Origin of the sequence: Phenylobacterium sp. (assembly GCF_004799395.1) — a bacterium.
Lineage (GTDB): Bacteria > Pseudomonadota > Alphaproteobacteria > Caulobacterales > Caulobacteraceae > Phenylobacterium.
In genome coordinates, this window is sequence record NZ_SSMZ01000245.1 from 1 (window position 1) to 15,258 (window position 15,258).

Annotated in this window: 14 protein-coding genes; 8 read left to right on the forward strand and 6 right to left on the reverse strand. The window is 69.1% G+C overall.

Annotated elements, in window-relative coordinates; translation table 11 throughout:
- On the reverse strand, positions 1–653 hold a 653-nt coding region (locus E8A12_RS15625), incomplete at its 3' end, for a ferritin-like domain-containing protein (RefSeq protein ID WP_293370445.1).
- 242 nt (positions 654–895) lie between these two features.
- On the opposite strand from E8A12_RS15625, the gene E8A12_RS15630 reads away from it, so the two are divergent.
- The 3 genes from E8A12_RS15630 to E8A12_RS15640 all read left to right on the forward strand — a co-directional run bounded on the left by E8A12_RS15630 (position 896) and on the right by E8A12_RS15640 (position 4,386).
- Entirely contained in the window at positions 896–2,047 is a 1,152-nt protein-coding gene (locus E8A12_RS15630; protein WP_293370447.1) for a hypothetical protein, read from the forward strand.
- A 65-nt stretch (positions 2,048–2,112) separates the two neighbouring features.
- Positions 2,113–3,429: a winged helix-turn-helix domain-containing protein gene (locus tag E8A12_RS15635; protein WP_293370449.1), complete on the forward strand. Its 1,317-nt coding sequence runs from the start codon at positions 2,113–2,115 to the stop codon at positions 3,427–3,429.
- 96 nt (positions 3,430–3,525) lie between these two features.
- Complete coding sequence (locus E8A12_RS15640; RefSeq protein WP_293370451.1) at positions 3,526–4,386, forward strand: CPBP family intramembrane glutamic endopeptidase; 861 nt, start codon at positions 3,526–3,528, stop codon at positions 4,384–4,386.
- On the opposite strand, the gene E8A12_RS15645 is transcribed toward E8A12_RS15640, so the two are convergent.
- Both E8A12_RS15645 and E8A12_RS15650 read right to left on the reverse strand, forming a co-directional pair.
- Positions 4,370–4,726, reverse strand: coding sequence for a BBE domain-containing protein (locus tag E8A12_RS15645; protein WP_293370453.1), 357 nt, complete (start codon positions 4,724–4,726; stop codon positions 4,370–4,372). The two genes, E8A12_RS15640 and E8A12_RS15645, sit on opposite strands and share 17 nt — an antisense overlap.
- Before the next feature lie 426 nt (positions 4,727–5,152).
- Entirely contained in the window at positions 5,153–6,283 is a 1,131-nt protein-coding gene (locus E8A12_RS15650; RefSeq protein ID WP_293370455.1) for a ferritin-like domain-containing protein, read from the reverse strand.
- Between the two features lie 185 nt (positions 6,284–6,468).
- On the opposite strand from E8A12_RS15650, the gene E8A12_RS15655 reads away from it, so the two are divergent.
- Positions 6,469–7,227 (forward strand): response regulator, encoded by a 759-nt coding sequence (locus tag E8A12_RS15655; protein WP_293370457.1) that lies wholly within the window; start codon positions 6,469–6,471, stop codon positions 7,225–7,227.
- Positions 7,228–7,354: 127 nt separating this feature from the next.
- Here the strand turns inward: E8A12_RS15655 and E8A12_RS15660 are convergent, their stop codons facing one another.
- Complete coding sequence (locus tag E8A12_RS15660) at positions 7,355–7,708, reverse strand: hypothetical protein (RefSeq protein WP_293370459.1); 354 nt, start codon at positions 7,706–7,708, stop codon at positions 7,355–7,357.
- A gap of 544 nt (positions 7,709–8,252) precedes the next feature.
- Here E8A12_RS15660 and E8A12_RS15665 point away from each other — a divergent pair.
- Positions 8,253–8,447 carry a hypothetical protein gene (locus E8A12_RS15665; protein ID WP_293370461.1) on the forward strand — a complete coding sequence of 65 codons (195 nt, stop codon included), beginning with the start codon at positions 8,253–8,255 and terminating at the stop codon, positions 8,445–8,447.
- Positions 8,448–8,477: 30 nt separating this feature from the next.
- Here the strand turns inward: E8A12_RS15665 and E8A12_RS15670 are convergent, their stop codons facing one another.
- Together E8A12_RS15670 and E8A12_RS15675 are read right to left on the reverse strand one after the other, a co-directional pair.
- A complete protein-coding gene (locus tag E8A12_RS15670; RefSeq protein ID WP_293370463.1) occupies positions 8,478–8,891 on the reverse strand; it encodes a metallopeptidase family protein in 414 nt (137 codons plus the stop codon).
- Positions 8,884–9,417: a hypothetical protein gene (locus tag E8A12_RS15675; protein WP_293370465.1), complete on the reverse strand. Its 534-nt coding sequence runs from the start codon at positions 9,415–9,417 to the stop codon at positions 8,884–8,886. Before E8A12_RS15675 ends, E8A12_RS15670 begins: the two co-directional genes overlap by 8 nt.
- Positions 9,418–9,535: 118 nt before the next feature.
- Between E8A12_RS15675 and E8A12_RS15680 the strand changes: the two genes are divergently transcribed.
- The 3 genes from E8A12_RS15680 to E8A12_RS15690 all read left to right on the forward strand — a co-directional run.
- Complete coding sequence (locus tag E8A12_RS15680; RefSeq protein WP_293370467.1) at positions 9,536–11,860, forward strand: PAS domain-containing sensor histidine kinase; 2,325 nt, start codon at positions 9,536–9,538, stop codon at positions 11,858–11,860.
- A 29-nt stretch (positions 11,861–11,889) separates the two neighbouring features.
- A complete protein-coding gene (locus tag E8A12_RS15685) occupies positions 11,890–13,725 on the forward strand; it encodes a gamma-glutamyltransferase family protein (RefSeq protein ID WP_293370469.1) in 1,836 nt (611 codons plus the stop codon).
- 65 nt (positions 13,726–13,790) lie between these two features.
- Positions 13,791–15,258 (forward strand): PQQ-dependent dehydrogenase, methanol/ethanol family (locus E8A12_RS15690; RefSeq protein ID WP_293370471.1); only part of this gene is annotated, 1,468 nt, incomplete at its 3' end.

Sequence of the window (15,258 nt, forward strand, 5' to 3'; positions counted from 1 at the left end):
ACCAGCTGGAACAGCTTCTTGGCGACCGGATCGCGATTGTAGCGGTAGCCGTTGGCGAAGGCCCCCATGGCCAGGCCCTCCACCAGCATCTGCATGCCGACGATCTTCTTGTAGACCTCCGGCGTCTCGATGATCTCCACCAGCAGCGTCTTCAGCGCCGCGCCGCACTCGGTGGGCCGGCCCCAGCGGCTTTTGATGTATTTGGCGAAGGCGGTGACGTGGCGCGCCTCCTCCCGCGTCTGGTTCGCCGCATATTCCTGGGCGCCCTGGTCGTAGAGCACATGGCAGAGGCTGGCCGACAGGTTCAGCGCGCCCTGTTCGCCATGCAGGATCGAAGAGAAGCCTCTGAGCTGCATGTAGTTGATGAAGGCGATCTTCTGCTTGGGATCCCCCAGCGCCTCGGCGACGTAGGGCAGGCGCAGGAGCGGCTGCTGTTCGTCCGGCACCATGGCCTCGTTCTCGAGGTCGAAGGGCTCGTCGAAGTCGATGTAGCGCTTGTCCAGCGGGTCCCAGAAGTGGTCGTGGGTGGCAGAGATGATCTTGTCGAAGGCCGTGGAGCGCTCGTTGTAACGATCCAGCGTCAGCATGGATTCGAAGTCGTCCGGAGCCACCGCTCCGTACATGGCGTCCTTGGTGATGTTGCCGTCGGCCATAGCCTCGCTCCCAAGACGGCCCGTCTTCCGCGAGCCTGATCAGCGTTCACTGAAGGATCGCCCCGAGGCGGCCGCGCGTCAAAGGAAACCGTCCTCGGCGGGCGATTGGAACTAGGCGCCTTCGTCAAAACCGCGCGATCTTGCGCGACCTTCTCCTGAGACCAAACGCCATGAGCCTTCGGCCGCGATCCACGTCACCCGCCGCAGCCGATCGGCCGACCGGCCATCTCCTGGAGCCCGACGTGGACGAGGTCGCGGGCCTGCCCTTCACGCCCACCGAGGCTGCGGCCTGCATCGCCCTCGGCGTGCTGGCGCTGCTGATCTCGGGCCTGATGGGCCTGTTGCTGGCGGCGTTGGCCGAGGAGGGCCGGCTGTCCGCCTCTGGCATCGGCCTCAGCGCCATGCTGGAGGCGCTGAGCACCGGCCTCGTGACCGGCGCAGCCGGGATCCTGCTGAAGCCGGTTCGACTGCGTGCAATCGCCCTGGTCGCCACCGTCGTCCTCGTCGCCCTGGACTTGGCTACCCTGGGGGTGAGCGGGCCCGGCGTGATGGCGGTTCGCGCGCTCGCCGGCCTGCCCGAGGGGGTCCTGTTGTGGATTTCCATCGGCTTCATCTCGCGCACCGCCACGCCGGAACGCTGGGCCGCGGTGTTGTTCACCGGCATGGGCCTGACGCAGCTCGCGGTGGCGACGGGGCTCTCGGCGCTGGTGCTGCCGCGCTTCGGCGCGAACGGCGGCTATTTGGTCGTCGCGGCGGCGGCGGCCCTGGCGCTGCCGGTGGCTCTGTTCCTGCCCAGCCGCCTGGGTGCCGTCGCGGGGGCCGACGCGGAGGGGTCCGGCGCGCCGCCGCTGCGCGGCTGGATCGCGCTGGCCGGGACCCTGTTCATGGCCGCGTCCCTCACCGCCGTGGCGATCTATGTCATCCCGCTCGGCCGGCAGGCTGGTCTCAGCGTGGCGGTGGGACGGACATCCGTTTCGGTCGCCCTGGCTTGCCAGATGGCCGGCGGCGCTCTGGCCACCGCCATCGCGGGACGCGTCCGCTACATCCACGTGTTCTGGGTCTGCGCCGCCGTCTTCCTGGCCACCTGGGGCGTCTACGCCGTCCACGCCCCGGCCTGGCTGTTCGTGACGATGAGCGGCCTCGCCGGCCTCGCGACCTTCGTCGCCGGGCCCTTCCTGGTGCCGATGACTATCGAGGCCGATCCCTCCCGCCGGGCCGCCATGCAGAGCGGGGCGGTCCAACTGCTCGCCGGCGCCTTCGGGCCGCTGCTGGCCGCCCTGGCGGTCAGCGAGCGCAACATCCACGGCGTTCTGATCCTGGCGGTGGTCCTGCAGGCCGCCGGATTGGCCGTGGCCACGGCGCTCCACCGCACCACAGCCGCGCCAGAGGTCTGAGACGCGTCACACGCGCGCGGAATTGACCTTGGCGTCAACCGGCGTTCGCCCGCACTATCGCGTCCATGAGCCCGCAGGCCCTGAGCGAGCAGCCCTTCGAGTTCGGCGACTGGCGCGTGGAGCCCGCACGGGGGGTGCTGGCGGCGCTGGACGGCGGCGCGGAGACCCGCGTCGAGCCCAGGCTCATGGACCTGCTCCTGCTGTTCGCGGGCTCCCCCGGCCGGGTGCTCGGCAAGCAGGAGATTATCGACGGGGTCTGGGGCGGCCGCGCGGTGGGCGACGACACCCTGGCCGCCGCAGTCAGCCGCCTGCGCAGCGCCTTGGGGGAAACACCGGCGCGCCGCTACATCGAGACCCTCCCGAAGCGCGGCTATCGGCTGGTGATGGCCGAGGCCCCGTCGCAAGCCGCCGCCCGCGCTGAGACCGAGGCCCCGGCGAAGGCCGCCGCCCTGGCCGCCCAGGGTCGCGCGGCGCTGGCCGCGCCCTACCCGGCCAGCCTCGCCCAGGCGCGGCTTTATTTTGAGGCCGCCGTGCGCGAGTCGCCGAGCTGGGCGCCGGCGCATGTGGGCGTGGCCCAGTCGCTCGCCGCCCAGCATCTGGCCGGCGCCGGCGGTGGGCTCATGGCCGCGGCTCAGGCCGCCGCCCACGCCGCCGTGGGCCTCGACCCCGACCTCGCCGCGGCATGGTCGGTGCTTGGGCTGACGGTCCTGATGGGCGACCGTGACTTCGCCGCCGCCGACCAGGCGTTGCGCCGGGCGTTGGCGATCGATCCTGACCACGCCTCGGCGCGGCGCCACCGGGCCTTCGGCTTCGCCGCCCTGGGCCAGTTCGTTGAGGCGGAGCGGGAGGGTCGGCGGGCCGTCGAGCTGGAACCGGTGTCGCTGGCCGCGCGTGGCGCCCTCCTACAGGTCCTGCTCGCCGCGCGCCGCTACCGCCAGGCCATCGCGGCGGCCAACGAGGCCCTGGCCTTGAGCCCGCTCTCCAGCGAGGGATGGTACGCCAAGGGCTGGGCCCTGGTGCTGTCTGGCGACCAAGCGGCCGGCATCGAGGCCCTGCTCAAGGGCCTGGAGCTGTGGGGCGTCGACAAGCCGGCGCTGGACGCCCTGCGCCGGCCCGCGGCCGAAGGTGGCTTTCCGGCGCTCGCCGCCGCCGGCGCCGACCTCTTCGAGACCCAGAAAGTGATGTTCACGCCCCGGCTCACCGACGTGGCCTTCCTGCGCGCCGCCGCCGGCCAGCCGGACGCGGCTTTCGCCGCCCTGCAGTCCGCCGCGGAGATCGACGATCCCTATCTCGTCTTCCTGCCCTGGCTGCCCTACTGCGACCCGCTTCGCGACGACCCGCGCTGGCCGCGCCTGATGGAAAAGGTGCGTCTGGTCCGCTAGGTCGCCAAGGAAATCCCAAGGTTTCCGTCAGGCGGCGACAAACACATCGCGGACGCCCAAGCCGAAGGTCCTCCCATTGAAACCAGGGAGGGTCCCATGACCACCACCAAGCAAATCGCCACGAAGATCCAAGGGGCCGCCGCCTTCGGTCTCGCCGCGCTCATCAGTGTCGCCATCGTCGCCTACGGCCAGGGGCTCTGGCAGCCGCTTGTCATGGCCAACATCAGGTTCCATCCGGAAATCCCCTGGGCCGCGCCGGCCATGGCCGTGCTGCTGGCGGGCCTGCTGGCTTACCTCTCCGGCCGCGGTTGGCCGACCGGAACCAGCCAACGGCGCCGCGAGCTGCTGCGCTGGAACCGCATGCCGTGGCCCACCTTCTTCCTGGCCGTCGGCGCAGGGGTCCTCGGCCTGGTGGCCTTCGGCGGCCTCTGGATCACCGCGGCCGACCTGATCCACATCCCGGCCGGAGTGCAGCCGACGCTCAGCCACATCCCGTTGCCCACAGCCATCTCATTCCTGGTGATGGGCGCACTCGCCGCCCCGCTCAGCGAGGAAGCCGCCTTCCGCGGCTACGCCATGGGCATCCTGCAAAGGGCCTGGGGCCATGCGCCGGCGGCCATCGTGGGCTCGACCCTGCTGTTCGCCGCCGTCCATTTCACCCAAGGGATCGACCCGGTGAAGCTCGGCCTCTACTTCGCCGCCGGCCTAGTCTTCGCTCTGGTGGGGTACCTGACCAACTCGCTCTACGCGGTGATGGTGGTCCACAGCTTGGGCGACGTCCTGGGCTTCACCGTGCTTTGGCCGCACGATCAGGTCCGCCACGGCATGGGCTTTCACGACCTGATGTTCGTCCCGGCCCTGATCGCGCTCGCCGTCTTCACTCCCGTGGCGGTCCTGGCCTTCCGCAGGCTTGCCCGGGTCGCCCGTCCGCTCCGGGCGGCTAGGCGATCGTCGTGAAGCCGTCCGGATTCCACGCTTCCGAGCCCACGCTGTGATGCACGAAGAACAGGCCGTCGGGATCATAACGCCGCTTGATTGCCGCCAGCCGTGCATAGTGCTCGCCCCAGAAGGCGGTTTGCCAGTCGGGCTGGAAGTAGTCGGTTTCGGAGACGGCGGCAGCGACATCGGCGGCGCTCTCGGCGGCGGCGGCGTATTCGCTGGGCTTAGTGGTCCAGGCGTCGGTCCAGCCGAGAGCCTGGGTCAGGGCCGCGTTCTCGCCGATGAAGAACGGGTTGCGCAGGTTGCGGAACAGCTCCGCCGTGGCAGGCGCGTCAGGGGCCTTCGCCGCCGCCGCCAAGGGCGAGGCGACCTTGGTCAGCCGGCCGCCGACCGCACGGCCGAGGTCCGCCCACTGAACCTCGCTGGGCCATGCGTGTCACCGGGCCGCACGCGACGCCGCGCCGTCGCCCACGGCCCCAGACCGGCGGCGGCCATCGGCAGGGCCGCGGCCCCCTTGAGTAGATCTCGTCTCAGCATGGCGCTTTCCTTCGAATTCGTTCGCGGCGACGGCCCATGAGATGACGCGCCAGCCCCTTGCCCGAAGCAATCCATCAGACCTCGGGCGGCGGCAACCGGCCGGGGATGACCGGCGGCGGCGCAGGGACCGCGCCGCGCCGGGTGACGAACTGCGGGCGATCAGGGACGGACGGTGGTCCAGACAGCACTACGCCCGCCGGGGGCAATCCCGACGGGCGTCCTCGTGCTCTCGGATCGCGGTTCGCGCCTATTCGGCGGCGATCAGGATCTTCGCCAGCGCGCGGTCCTTGAAGTTGATCTCCTGGAGGTACTTGATGCCCTCCTCGGCGATGTCGTCGCCGACCATCTTGTCGCCTTCGGACTTCAGCTCGTCGATGTCGACGTACATCGAATAGAAGCCCTTGGTGCGGTCGGTGATGATGCCGGCGTTGACGAGGGTCTTCACCAGCACCCGGAAGATGTTGGTGGCTTCCTTCATCTCCTCACGGCGGGTTTCGTCGTTGACCAGCTTCCCCATCTCCTCGATCACCCGATCCGGGTCGAGGCCGAATTCCTCGTAGAGCCCGAGATTCTGGGTCGGGGCCACCAGGTTGAACAGCAGCGTCTGGAAGCAGTGCGCCGCCCACATCTCGATGACCTCGTGCTCGGCCTCGGTGAGGTGCGGGATGGTGCGGTCGGCCCAGATCTTCCCGAACTTGTGGTGGAAGGCCTCGTCGGTCATCACCAGTTGGGTCAGTTTCTTGGCCAAGGGGTCAGCGGTCTCGTTGAAAATCGTCGCGAAGGCGCCCATGGCCAGGCCTTCCACAAGCATCTGCATGCCGATGATCTTCTTGTAGACCTCCGGTGCGGCGATGATCTCGACCAAGAGGTCTTTCAGGATCGGGCCGCATTCCACCGGCCGACCCCAGCGCGCCTTGATGTACTTGGCGAAGGCGGTGACGTGGCGGGCCTCTTCGCGGGTCTGGTTGGCGGCGTATTCCTGGGCGCCCTGGTCCTTGAGAACGTGGCAGAGGCTGGCCGACAGGTTCAGCGCGCCCTGCTCACCGTGCAGGATCGAGGAGAAGGTCCTGAGCGTCTGGGCATTGGCGAAGGCGATGCGGCGCTTCTCGGTGCCGAGGATCTCGTTGACGTAGTCGAGTTGCAGCGGCCCGATCATCTTCTCCGGCAGGATCATGGTGTTTTCCATGTCGAACGGCTCGGAGAAGTCGATGTACTTGGCGTCCAGCGGATCCCAGAAGTGGTCGTGGGTCGCTGAGATGATCTTGTCGAAGGCCGTCGAGCGGGCGTTGTAGCGGTCCAGCTCCAGCATAGACTCGAAGTCGTCCGGCGCGACGGCGTCGTAGATGATGTCCTTGGTGATGTTGCCGTCGGCGGCCATGGCGTCTGCTCCTGGGGCGCGGGCGCGAGGGGCCCGTCTGGCGTTGGCGCTGAGCCAACCACCTGAACGCCGATCAGTCAATGAAAATGACGCAGGCGTCAGGTTTGTCTGGCATCCGAGATGCCTGAAGCGCGGCGAAACAATGCGGTCAAGCTGCGGTCCCATTTGGGGTGCAGATTCCGGTCGTGCAGCCCCAAGCCAATCCTCAGGGATCGCCCCAAATCCTCGTTGTCGATGACGACGACGGACTGCGGTCCTGTATCGCCGACTACCTCGCGGCAGAGGGCTATGAAGTGCGCGTCGCTCGCGATGCGCCGGAGATGGACCAGGCGCTGGCGGCCGCGGACTGCGATCTCGTGGTGCTCGACGTCATGCTGCCCGGCGAAGACGGCCTGTCGATATGCCGCCGCCTCTCCGAGTATGGCGGACCCCCGATCATCATGCTGAGCGCGGTGGGCGAGGAGGTGGATCGGATCGTGGGGCTCGAGCTGGGCGCCGACGACTACCTAGCCAAGCCCTGCCGGCCCCGCGAACTGCTGGCCCGCGTCCGCGCCGTCCTGCGTCGTCGCAGCGACACAGCGGACCAGACGCAGCCCGGTCACGCCGACTATGGATTTCTCGGCTTCACCCTGGACTCCACCCGGCGCCTGCTTCGTTCCCCGAGCGGGGTGGTCATCATGTTGAGCGCGGGCGAATTCGCCCTGTTGCTGGCGTTCCTGACCGACCCGAGGCGGATCCTCTCCCGCGACGAGTTGATCGAGAAATCCAAGGGCCTCGACGCCGACGTCTTCGATCGCGCCGTGGACGTGCAGATCAGCCGACTGCGGCGGAAGCTGAATGACAACGTGCCGAACGAAGTGATCCGTACGGTCCGCGGCCGGGGATACGTCTTCGACGCCGCGGTCAGCCGCAGTCCGGCGCCGCGGCTCACCGCCCAGGGCTGACCTCCCGGACCGCACGGCTTGGACCGGACCACGCCGAACGGTGGCCGGCGAATGTTCCTGTTCCGCACGCGATGACCCTCCCCGGCGGGCCGGGAAGGGTCCTACTACGTCGCTCCGATGGGCGGGATCAGTGCAGGTCGACGCCGATCACCAGCGTGGAGGCGCCTAGGATCGCAACGCCAGCCAGGAAGGCGCGACCGGACCAGACTTCGGCCCAGTGGCCCTTCAGGCCCCGAGGCGTCGCCATCAGCGACAGGCAGGTGCATCCCAGGAAGAAAAGGCCCGCGAACCAGGCGATTTCATCTCCCAGCGTCTGGTCGCTCATGTGGGTGAACCGCAACGCCGCGACGATCAGAAAGGAGAGCGCCAGCAGTATGGCCGCCGACTTCAGCAGCCGGGGCTGGCGCGTGGACCTGCCGTCCGTATTGTCGTTCGAGGCGGGCCGGTAGGTTTCGAACTCGGCGATGTTGTAGTGTTTCATGACGTGGCTCCTTTGGATGAGGCTGTCGCCTACCCTCCTTGTCCGCCTCCAGCGCGGCGGGAGCGGGCCGCTCCGGTGACGACGAACTAAAATATTGTTGCAGCGCAGCATCTTTGTTGTTGCAGCGCCGCATTTTCGTCCGATCTCGGCCGGCGGCATCCGACGGCTCGCGCCCACGGCAAAAAAGACCCTCCCTCGGGAGAGGGAGGGCCAGTTGAAGCGTCATGCCCGGCAGAGGGGGAGGAAGCCGGGATGCGATGTCCTTCTCCGTCCTCGGCGTGGCGGGAGATGGTCCCTGGGGTGACGGCGGGACGAAAAATTGTTGCGGCGCAGCATCGCAGAGGGCGTCAGCCGTCCAAACGCAACGCTTGCCCCATCATCGCCGCGATGGGTGCGGCTGTGGCGCCTAGAGGGCGGATCGGGCCACGGGCGCGCCCCATCCTGTCTCTTGGCGGAAACCCTCGCCGCCGAGCAATGAACAATCGGCCCCACTGCGGACGCCTTCCGGCGCGAACCTCGGGCCGGCCTCAGATGGAGACACGCCATGCCGGACCTGGTTTCCGATTTCCGCCGCGAGCGTCAGGACGACGGGTCCGTCGCGCTACACTTCACGCCCGCCGAGTGGCGTGTTCTGATCGAAGACAGATCGTTCCTGAGCCAGCCCGACAACCACTACAGCCTCCCCAGACGCTGGATGGGTGTCCCGGTGGAGATTGTCCCAGACCACGGGTTTGGCTAGGGGCGCCGCGCCGGCGCGCGCCCAGCAGCGTCACCCCACGCTCGCCTCGATCGCGTCGATATCCGCGTCCGACAGGCCCATGTGGTGGCCGATCTCGTGGACCAGGACGTGGGTGACCAGTTCCTCCAGGGTGATCTCGCCGTGCTCGGCCCATTCGTCGAGTATCGGGCGGCGGTAGAGCAAGATCATCGAGGGCCCGGCCGCCGGACCGAAGCTGTTGCGGTGACCGATGTCGACCCCCTGGTAGAGGCCGGTCAAGCCGAAGGCGTCCTCAATGCCGAGGTCGTCCAGCACATCGTCGGACGGGAAGTCGTCGATCCGGAAGACCACGTCGCCGGTCAGCTTCCGAAACCCCCCTGGCAGGGTCAGAAAGGCCGCCTCCGCCATCGCCGCCAGGTCGTCCAGCGACGGCGCCTTGCCGAATGGAGTGTGCGTCTCACTCATCGGGGACCACGATATGCGGCGCCTCGGGCAGGCGGGTCTCGAAGAGGCCGATGTCCAGGGGCTGCTGCGGCTCGATGGGCCTGAGCGGCTGGCGAGCCATGGCGCGCACGGTCTCGGAATCCAAAGCCTGGCGCTCGCGCCGCGCCCGCCGGGCCTGCGGCGTCTCGATCGGCCGCTCGGCGGTGGCGATCCGCCAGTAGGAGACCATCAGCCGCCAGGCGGTGCGCGGCGCGGCGTCGCTCGGCGGAGACCAGCGGCGCCCGTCGGCCATGGCCGGCTCGGCGTGCCCGACCTTCTGGCCCGGGAGGATCTGTTCGGTCAGCTTGCGCCAGGGCTCGTCGAGCAAGGCGCCATAGGCCTCGGCCGCCGCCTCCCGCGTGGCGAAGGCCGGACCGGTGGGATCGGTGGTGAAAACGACCGCCTCGCCGGCGACACCCAGCGCCCCGCGCTCGCGCGCCGCATGGCCCAGCGGTGAGGCCATGGCCTTCTCGGCGTTCGCCGCCACGGGATAGAGGATAGCCGTCATGTCACCGATCACGTGAAACTAGCCTATCCTAACGCGTGCGGCGCGGATGCGGCGAACCTCCGCGCGGCCTAGGGTGCAAAGAGCTGATTCGCCGGAGCGGGGCCGAAGCGCAAAAGGGATGAGCTCCCATCAACTGATTCTGGCCGCCGCGGCGGGCGCGGTGTCGCTGGCCATCTGCGCGGTGCTGTGGGCGCTGGCCCAGCGCCGCCATGCGCAGGACCGTGTCGCCGCCATCGCCCAGAAGCTGGCCGCCCTCGAAGCCCGCGCCGAGACCGCCCAGGCCTCTGCCGAGGCGTTCGACTCAGCCCTGCTCGCCGTGGAGGACGGCCGCGCCCTGCTGGCCTCCGGCGAGGAATCTCTTGCCGTCTGCGCCGCCGCCCTCGGCCTCTCCGAGCCCGATCCGCAGGGTGTCGTCAACGCCCTGATGCGCGCCGACCCCGACCACGCGCGCCGCCTGCGCGCCCTCTTCGAACGCGGCGAAGCCTGCGCCTTCGAGGTGCAGGGCGAAGACGGCCTGGTGGCCGTCGAGGGCCGCGCCGCCGGCGCGCTCGCCTGGCTGCGCCTGTCTTCGGCCACCGCGGACGACGCCGGCCTGCCTACCGCGCCGCGCTTCGCGGCCTTCATTAACGCCCGGCCGACGCCGGCCTGGATCGCCGCCGCCGACGGCTCGCCCGTCTGGGTCAACGCCGCCTGGCTGAAGGCCGCCGACGCCATAAGCCTCGACGAGGCCGCCGCCCGCGGCGCGGCCTTCGACCGCTCCGCCGATGCGCTGGCCAGCGAGGCCGCCAACCTTGGCCAACGCCGCGACACGGTCCGCTGGTCCACAGTCGCCGGCAAGCGTCGCGCCTTCCACATCGCCGCCCAGCCGCTTGAGGGCGGCGGCGTCGGCGTCTGGACCGAAGACGTCAGCGAGCAGGAAGACCTGCGCGAACTCCTCAAGCGCAACGTCGAGGCGCACGACGAGACCCTGAACCACATCGCCGAGGCCGTGGCCGTATTCGACAAGGCCAAGAAGTTGATGTTCCACAACACTGCCTTCGCCGAGCTCTGGGGCCTGGAGCCGGCTTGGCTCGCCGAACAACCAACACACTCCGAGGTGCTTGACCGCCTGCGCCAGCGCCGCCGCCTGCCGGAGACCGCCGATTACGGCAAATGGAAAGCCGGAGAACTCGACCGTTACGAACAGCTTGCCGCCGGCCCGGACGAGATGTGGAGCCTGCCCGACGGCCGGACCCTGAAGGTCGTGCGCCAGCCGCACCCCATGGGCGGCCTCTTGCTGCTCTATTCCGACATCACAGGCGAGCTGAAGCTGACCAGCCAGTACAATGCGCTGATCCAGGTGCAGCAGGCGACGTTGGATAAGCTGTCCGACGCGGTGACCGTGTTCGGCTCCGACGGGCGCCTGCGCCTGCACAACGAGAGCTTCGCTCGATTCTGGAACGTCACCCCGGCCCAGGTCGAGGCGGCCGGCGACTTCGAGGGTGTGGTCGAGCTCTGCATTCCCAAGCTGCACGACCGCAGCTTTTGGGCAGAGCTCAAGGGCCGCGTCGCTGATCCCGACCCCCAGGCCCGCGCGCCGACCACCGGCGAGGTGAAGACCTCCGACAGCCGCATCGTCCTCTACCAGTCGCGGCCCCTCCCGGACGGGGCGACCCTGATCGCTTTCACCGACGTCACCGACGCGCGCAAGCTGGAGGGCGCGCTGGAGGCCAAGGAGCAGGCGCTCGCCGACGCCGAGCGGTTGAAGCGCGACTTCGTGGGCAACGTCTCCTACGAACTGCGCACCCCGCTCACCACCATCATCGGCTATTCCGAACTGCTGGAGCGCTCCGGCGAGGGCCTCTCCGAGCGCGGGCGCGGCCACGCCGCGGCGGTGAAGCAGGCGGCGACCCAGCTCGCGCGCTCCATCGACGACGTGCTCGACATGGCCCAGATCGACGCCGACGAAATGGCGCTGGACCTGGAGGACGTGCGCGTCGCCGACCTCCTGGCCGCCCAGGCCGAACGCTGGGCGCCGGAGGCCGAGGCCGCCAACGTCGCCATCGTCGTCGAATGCCCGCCCGAGGTCGGCCTGATCCGTGGCGACGCACGCCGCTTGGGCCAGATCCTGACCCATCTGGTGGAGAATGCGCTGGGCCAGACGCCGGCCGGCGGGACCGTCACCCTGGGCGCCCGAAAGGGCCTGGGCGAGGTGCAGCTCAGCGTCACCGACACCGGCCGCGGCATTCCTTTCCACGTCCAGGCGCACATCTTCGACCGCTTCATCGGCCGCGAGCGCGGCGGCCCCGGCCTGGGCCTGGCCCTGGTCAAGGCGCTCACCGAATTGCACGGCGGCTGGGTCGCTCTGGAGAGCGAGCCGGGCGCCGGCGCCACCTTCACATGCCACTTGCCCGAAGAAGCCATGGCCGCCGCCGCCCAGCCGGAGCTAGGGTTGCGGGCTTAGGCATTCGAGCGGGCGTTCGGGGGAACACAATGCGCAGACTGGGACTGATCCTCGCCGTGGGCGCCGCGGCCCTCTGCACGGCGACGCACGCCGAGGCGCCGGCGCTTTCGACCTGCGAAGGTCCTGCCAAGGCGCCCGCCTGTTCCGCGGTGCGTGGCGACCGGGCCGAGGGCTGGGGCGCCCAGTCGCGCGCCGAGGTGATGGCGCGGCACGGCATGGTCTCCACCAGCCAACCCCTGGCCGCCCAGGCGGGGCTGCAGGTGCTGAAGGCCGGCGGCAACGCTGTCGACGCCGCGGTCGCCACGGCCGCCATGCTGAGCCTGGTCGAACCGATGAACGTCGGGCCGGGCGGCGACCTCTTCGCTATCGTCTATGTCGCCAAGGAGCATAAGCTCTACGCACTGAACGCCAGCGGTATGGCGCCCTCGGGCGCGACGCCGGAGCACTTCGCCGCCCTGGGCTTCCGCGCCGATCTCGCCAACTGGGGTCCGGGCTCCGGCATGCCGCAGGGCGGCATCCTGCCGGTCACCGTGCCGGGCAGCGTCTGGGGCTGGGACGCCCTGCTGAAGCGGTTCGGGACCATGGGCTTCAAACAGGTGCTGGAGCCAGCGGCGAGCTACGCCGAAGAAGGCTTTCCGATCAGCCAGCGGATCGCCCACGACTGGGAGCTGCGGAAAGTTTGGCCGGCGACGGGCAAGCCCTCCGACGCCGCTGTCGACCCGGATGCGGCGGCGATCTTCTATCCCGAGGGACGCCAGCCCGTGGCCGGGCAGGTATTCAAGAACCCCGGGCTCGCCAAGACCTTCCGCCTGCTGCAGGCCCAGGGGCCGGCGGCCTTCTACAAGGGCGAGATCGGCCGCGCGATCGTCGCCAAGTCTGCAGCCCAGGGCGGAACCATGACCATGGACGACCTCGCCCGCTATTCCGGCGAGTGGGTCGAGCTTAGCCGCACGACCTATCACGGCCACGACCTCTACGAACTGCCGCCGCCCTCGCAATCCTGGGCGACGCTGGAGATGCTGAACGTGCTGGAGGCCTGCGTCCCCACCTGGGCGCCCGGCGAGACCCTGGCCAGCCTGGGCCCCCGCAGCTCGCGCTACTGGCACTTCATGGTCGAGGCCAAGAAGCTGGCCTACGCCGACCTGATCGCCTTCAACGCCGACCCGCACTTTGCCAAGGTCCCGACCGAGCGCCTGCTCTCAAAGGCCCACGCCCGCGAGCTCTGCGGCAAGGTCGATCCCGCCCACGCCTCGGCCACCGGCCGCCCCGGCGCCGCCGAGGCCAACGGCGACACCATCGTGCTGACCACTGCCGACGACCAGGGCAACATGGTCGCCTGGGTGAACTCCAACTATTCGAACTTCGGCTCCGGCCTGGGCGTGCCAGGGTACGGCTTCGTGTTGCACAACCGCGGCGGCCTGTTCAGCCTCGACCCCAAGTCGCCCAACGTCATCGCGCCCGGCAAGCGGCCCTACAACACCCTCGCCGCCGGCTTCGTCATGGACGGGTCCGAACCCCTGATGTCGGTGCTGCTGATGGGCGGCGACATGCAGGCCCAGGGCCACGCCCAGGCCCTGGTCAACATCTTCGACCTGGGCGCCAATCTGCAGATGGCTACCGACATGGCCCGCTTCCGCCACAACCAGGTGGCCAACCGCCTGGTGCTGGAGCCCGGCCTCTACGACCTGGTCGGTAAGGAGCTGGCGGCCATGGGCCACCAGCTCGACAAGCCCAACAGCGACATCATGGGCGGCTTCCAGTCGATCCTGGTGCAGAACCCCAACGCGGCGCCAGGGTCGGCCAAGCCCCGCGTCTACCGCGCCGGTTCCGACCACCGGAAGGACGGACAGGCGGTGGGGTTCTAGCGCCCTCCCACGCCTTGCCTCCGCCGCGGACGGGTGGGACAAGTCGAATCTGGGGAGCGAAGCAGATGCAAAAACAAGAAACTCGCACCGCCGTCGGGCGGGCCTTCAAGACTTGGATCGCCGGCGCCGTGGCGCTGTCCATGGCCGTAGGTCCGAGCGCCTTCGGCGCTGACGCGCCTGCGAAGGCGAAGGCCATCGCACATCCGCAAGGCGGCGCCGCGGTCGACTCGGCCCGCCTGCTGGCCGCCGACAGCGAACCCGGGAGCTGGATGGCGGCCGGCCGCACCTATTCCGAGCAGCGCTACAGCCCGCTCACCGGCATCAACAAGGCCAATGTCTCCAAGCTCGGCCTCGCCTGGTACGGCGACGTCGACACCGAGCGTGGCCAGGAATCGACGCCTGTCGTGGTCGACGGCGCGCTCTACATCACCACCGCCTGGTCCAAGGTGAAGGCCTATGACGCCAAGACCGGGGCCAAGCTCTGGGACTACGACCCCAAGGTCGATCCCGCCAACGGCGCGGTGGCCTGCTGCGACGTGGTCAACCGCGGCGTCGCCGCCTGGAAGGGCAAGCTCTACTTGGGCGCCCTGGACGGCCGCCTGATCGCGCTCGACGCCAAGACCGGCAAGGTCGCCTGGTCCGTGCAGACCACCGATCCCAAGCAGCCCTATACCATCACCCAGGTCCCTCGGATCGTCCGCGGCATGGTGATCATCGGCAACGCCGGGGCCGAATACACCTGCCGCGGCTACGTCTCCGCCTATGACGCAGCCACCGGCAAGCTGAAGTGGCGCTTCTACACCGTGCCCGCCGCGCCCGGCGATCCGACCAACACCCCGCAGCTGAAGGCGGCGCTCAAGACCTGGGACGGTGACTTCTGGAAATACGGCGGCGGCGCCACGGCCTGGGACACCATCCTCTACGATCCCAAGACCGACCTGATCTACTTCGGCACCGGCAACGGCCTCTCCTGGAGCCAGGAGGTCCGCAGCCCCAAGGGCGGCGACAACCTGTTCGTCTCTTCGATCATCGCCGTTAAGCCGGAGACCGGCAAACACGTCTGGCACTTCCAGGAGGTGCCGGGCGATGAATGGGACTACGACGTCACCAATCCGCTGATGACCGCGGACCTGACCATCAAGGGCAAGCTCCGCCATGTGCTGATGCAGGCCCCAAAGACCGGATTCTTCTACGTCTGGGACGCCGCCACGGGTAAGCTCATCTCGGCGGAGAAGTTCGCGCCGGCCAACTGGGCATCGAAGATCGACCTCAAGACCGGCCGACCGGTCGAGAACCCCGACGTCCGCTACACCGACGAAAAGGCCGCCATCGTCCAGCCGGCGCCGCTGGGAGCCCACAACTGGCACCCGATGGCCTTCAGCCCGCGCACGAAGCTGGTCTACATCCCGGTCACCGAGAGCACGACCGGGTTCCAATCGGCCAAGCCGGATGCGTTCCAGGTCAAGGACCGGGTCTACAACACCGCCACGGTCTCCTTCTCCGACAAGATCACCGAGCTCTACGGCAAGCCCG

What these genes read in the sequence shown, in the direction of transcription:
- E8A12_RS15635 (WP_293370449.1), top strand. Translation starts at nt 2,113, where the DNA reads ATGAGCCCGCAGGCCCTGAGCGAGCAGCCCTTCGAGTTCGGCGACTGG.
- E8A12_RS15640 (WP_293370451.1), top strand. Translation starts at nt 3,526, where the DNA reads ATGACCACCACCAAGCAAATCGCCACGAAGATCCAAGGGGCCGCCGCC.
- E8A12_RS15650 (WP_293370455.1), bottom strand. Translation starts at nt 6,283, where the DNA reads ATGGCCGCCGACGGCAACATCACCAAGGACATCATCTACGACGCCGTC.
- E8A12_RS15660 (WP_293370459.1), bottom strand. Translation starts at nt 7,708, where the DNA reads ATGAAACACTACAACATCGCCGAGTTCGAAACCTACCGGCCCGCCTCG.
- E8A12_RS15665 (WP_293370461.1), top strand. Translation starts at nt 8,253, where the DNA reads ATGCCGGACCTGGTTTCCGATTTCCGCCGCGAGCGTCAGGACGACGGG.
- E8A12_RS15670 (WP_293370463.1), bottom strand. Translation starts at nt 8,891, where the DNA reads ATGAGTGAGACGCACACTCCATTCGGCAAGGCGCCGTCGCTGGACGAC.
- E8A12_RS15675 (WP_293370465.1), bottom strand. Translation starts at nt 9,417, where the DNA reads ATGACGGCTATCCTCTATCCCGTGGCGGCGAACGCCGAGAAGGCCATG.
- E8A12_RS15680 (WP_293370467.1), top strand. Translation starts at nt 9,536, where the DNA reads ATGAGCTCCCATCAACTGATTCTGGCCGCCGCGGCGGGCGCGGTGTCG.
- E8A12_RS15685 (WP_293370469.1), top strand. Translation starts at nt 11,890, where the DNA reads ATGCGCAGACTGGGACTGATCCTCGCCGTGGGCGCCGCGGCCCTCTGC.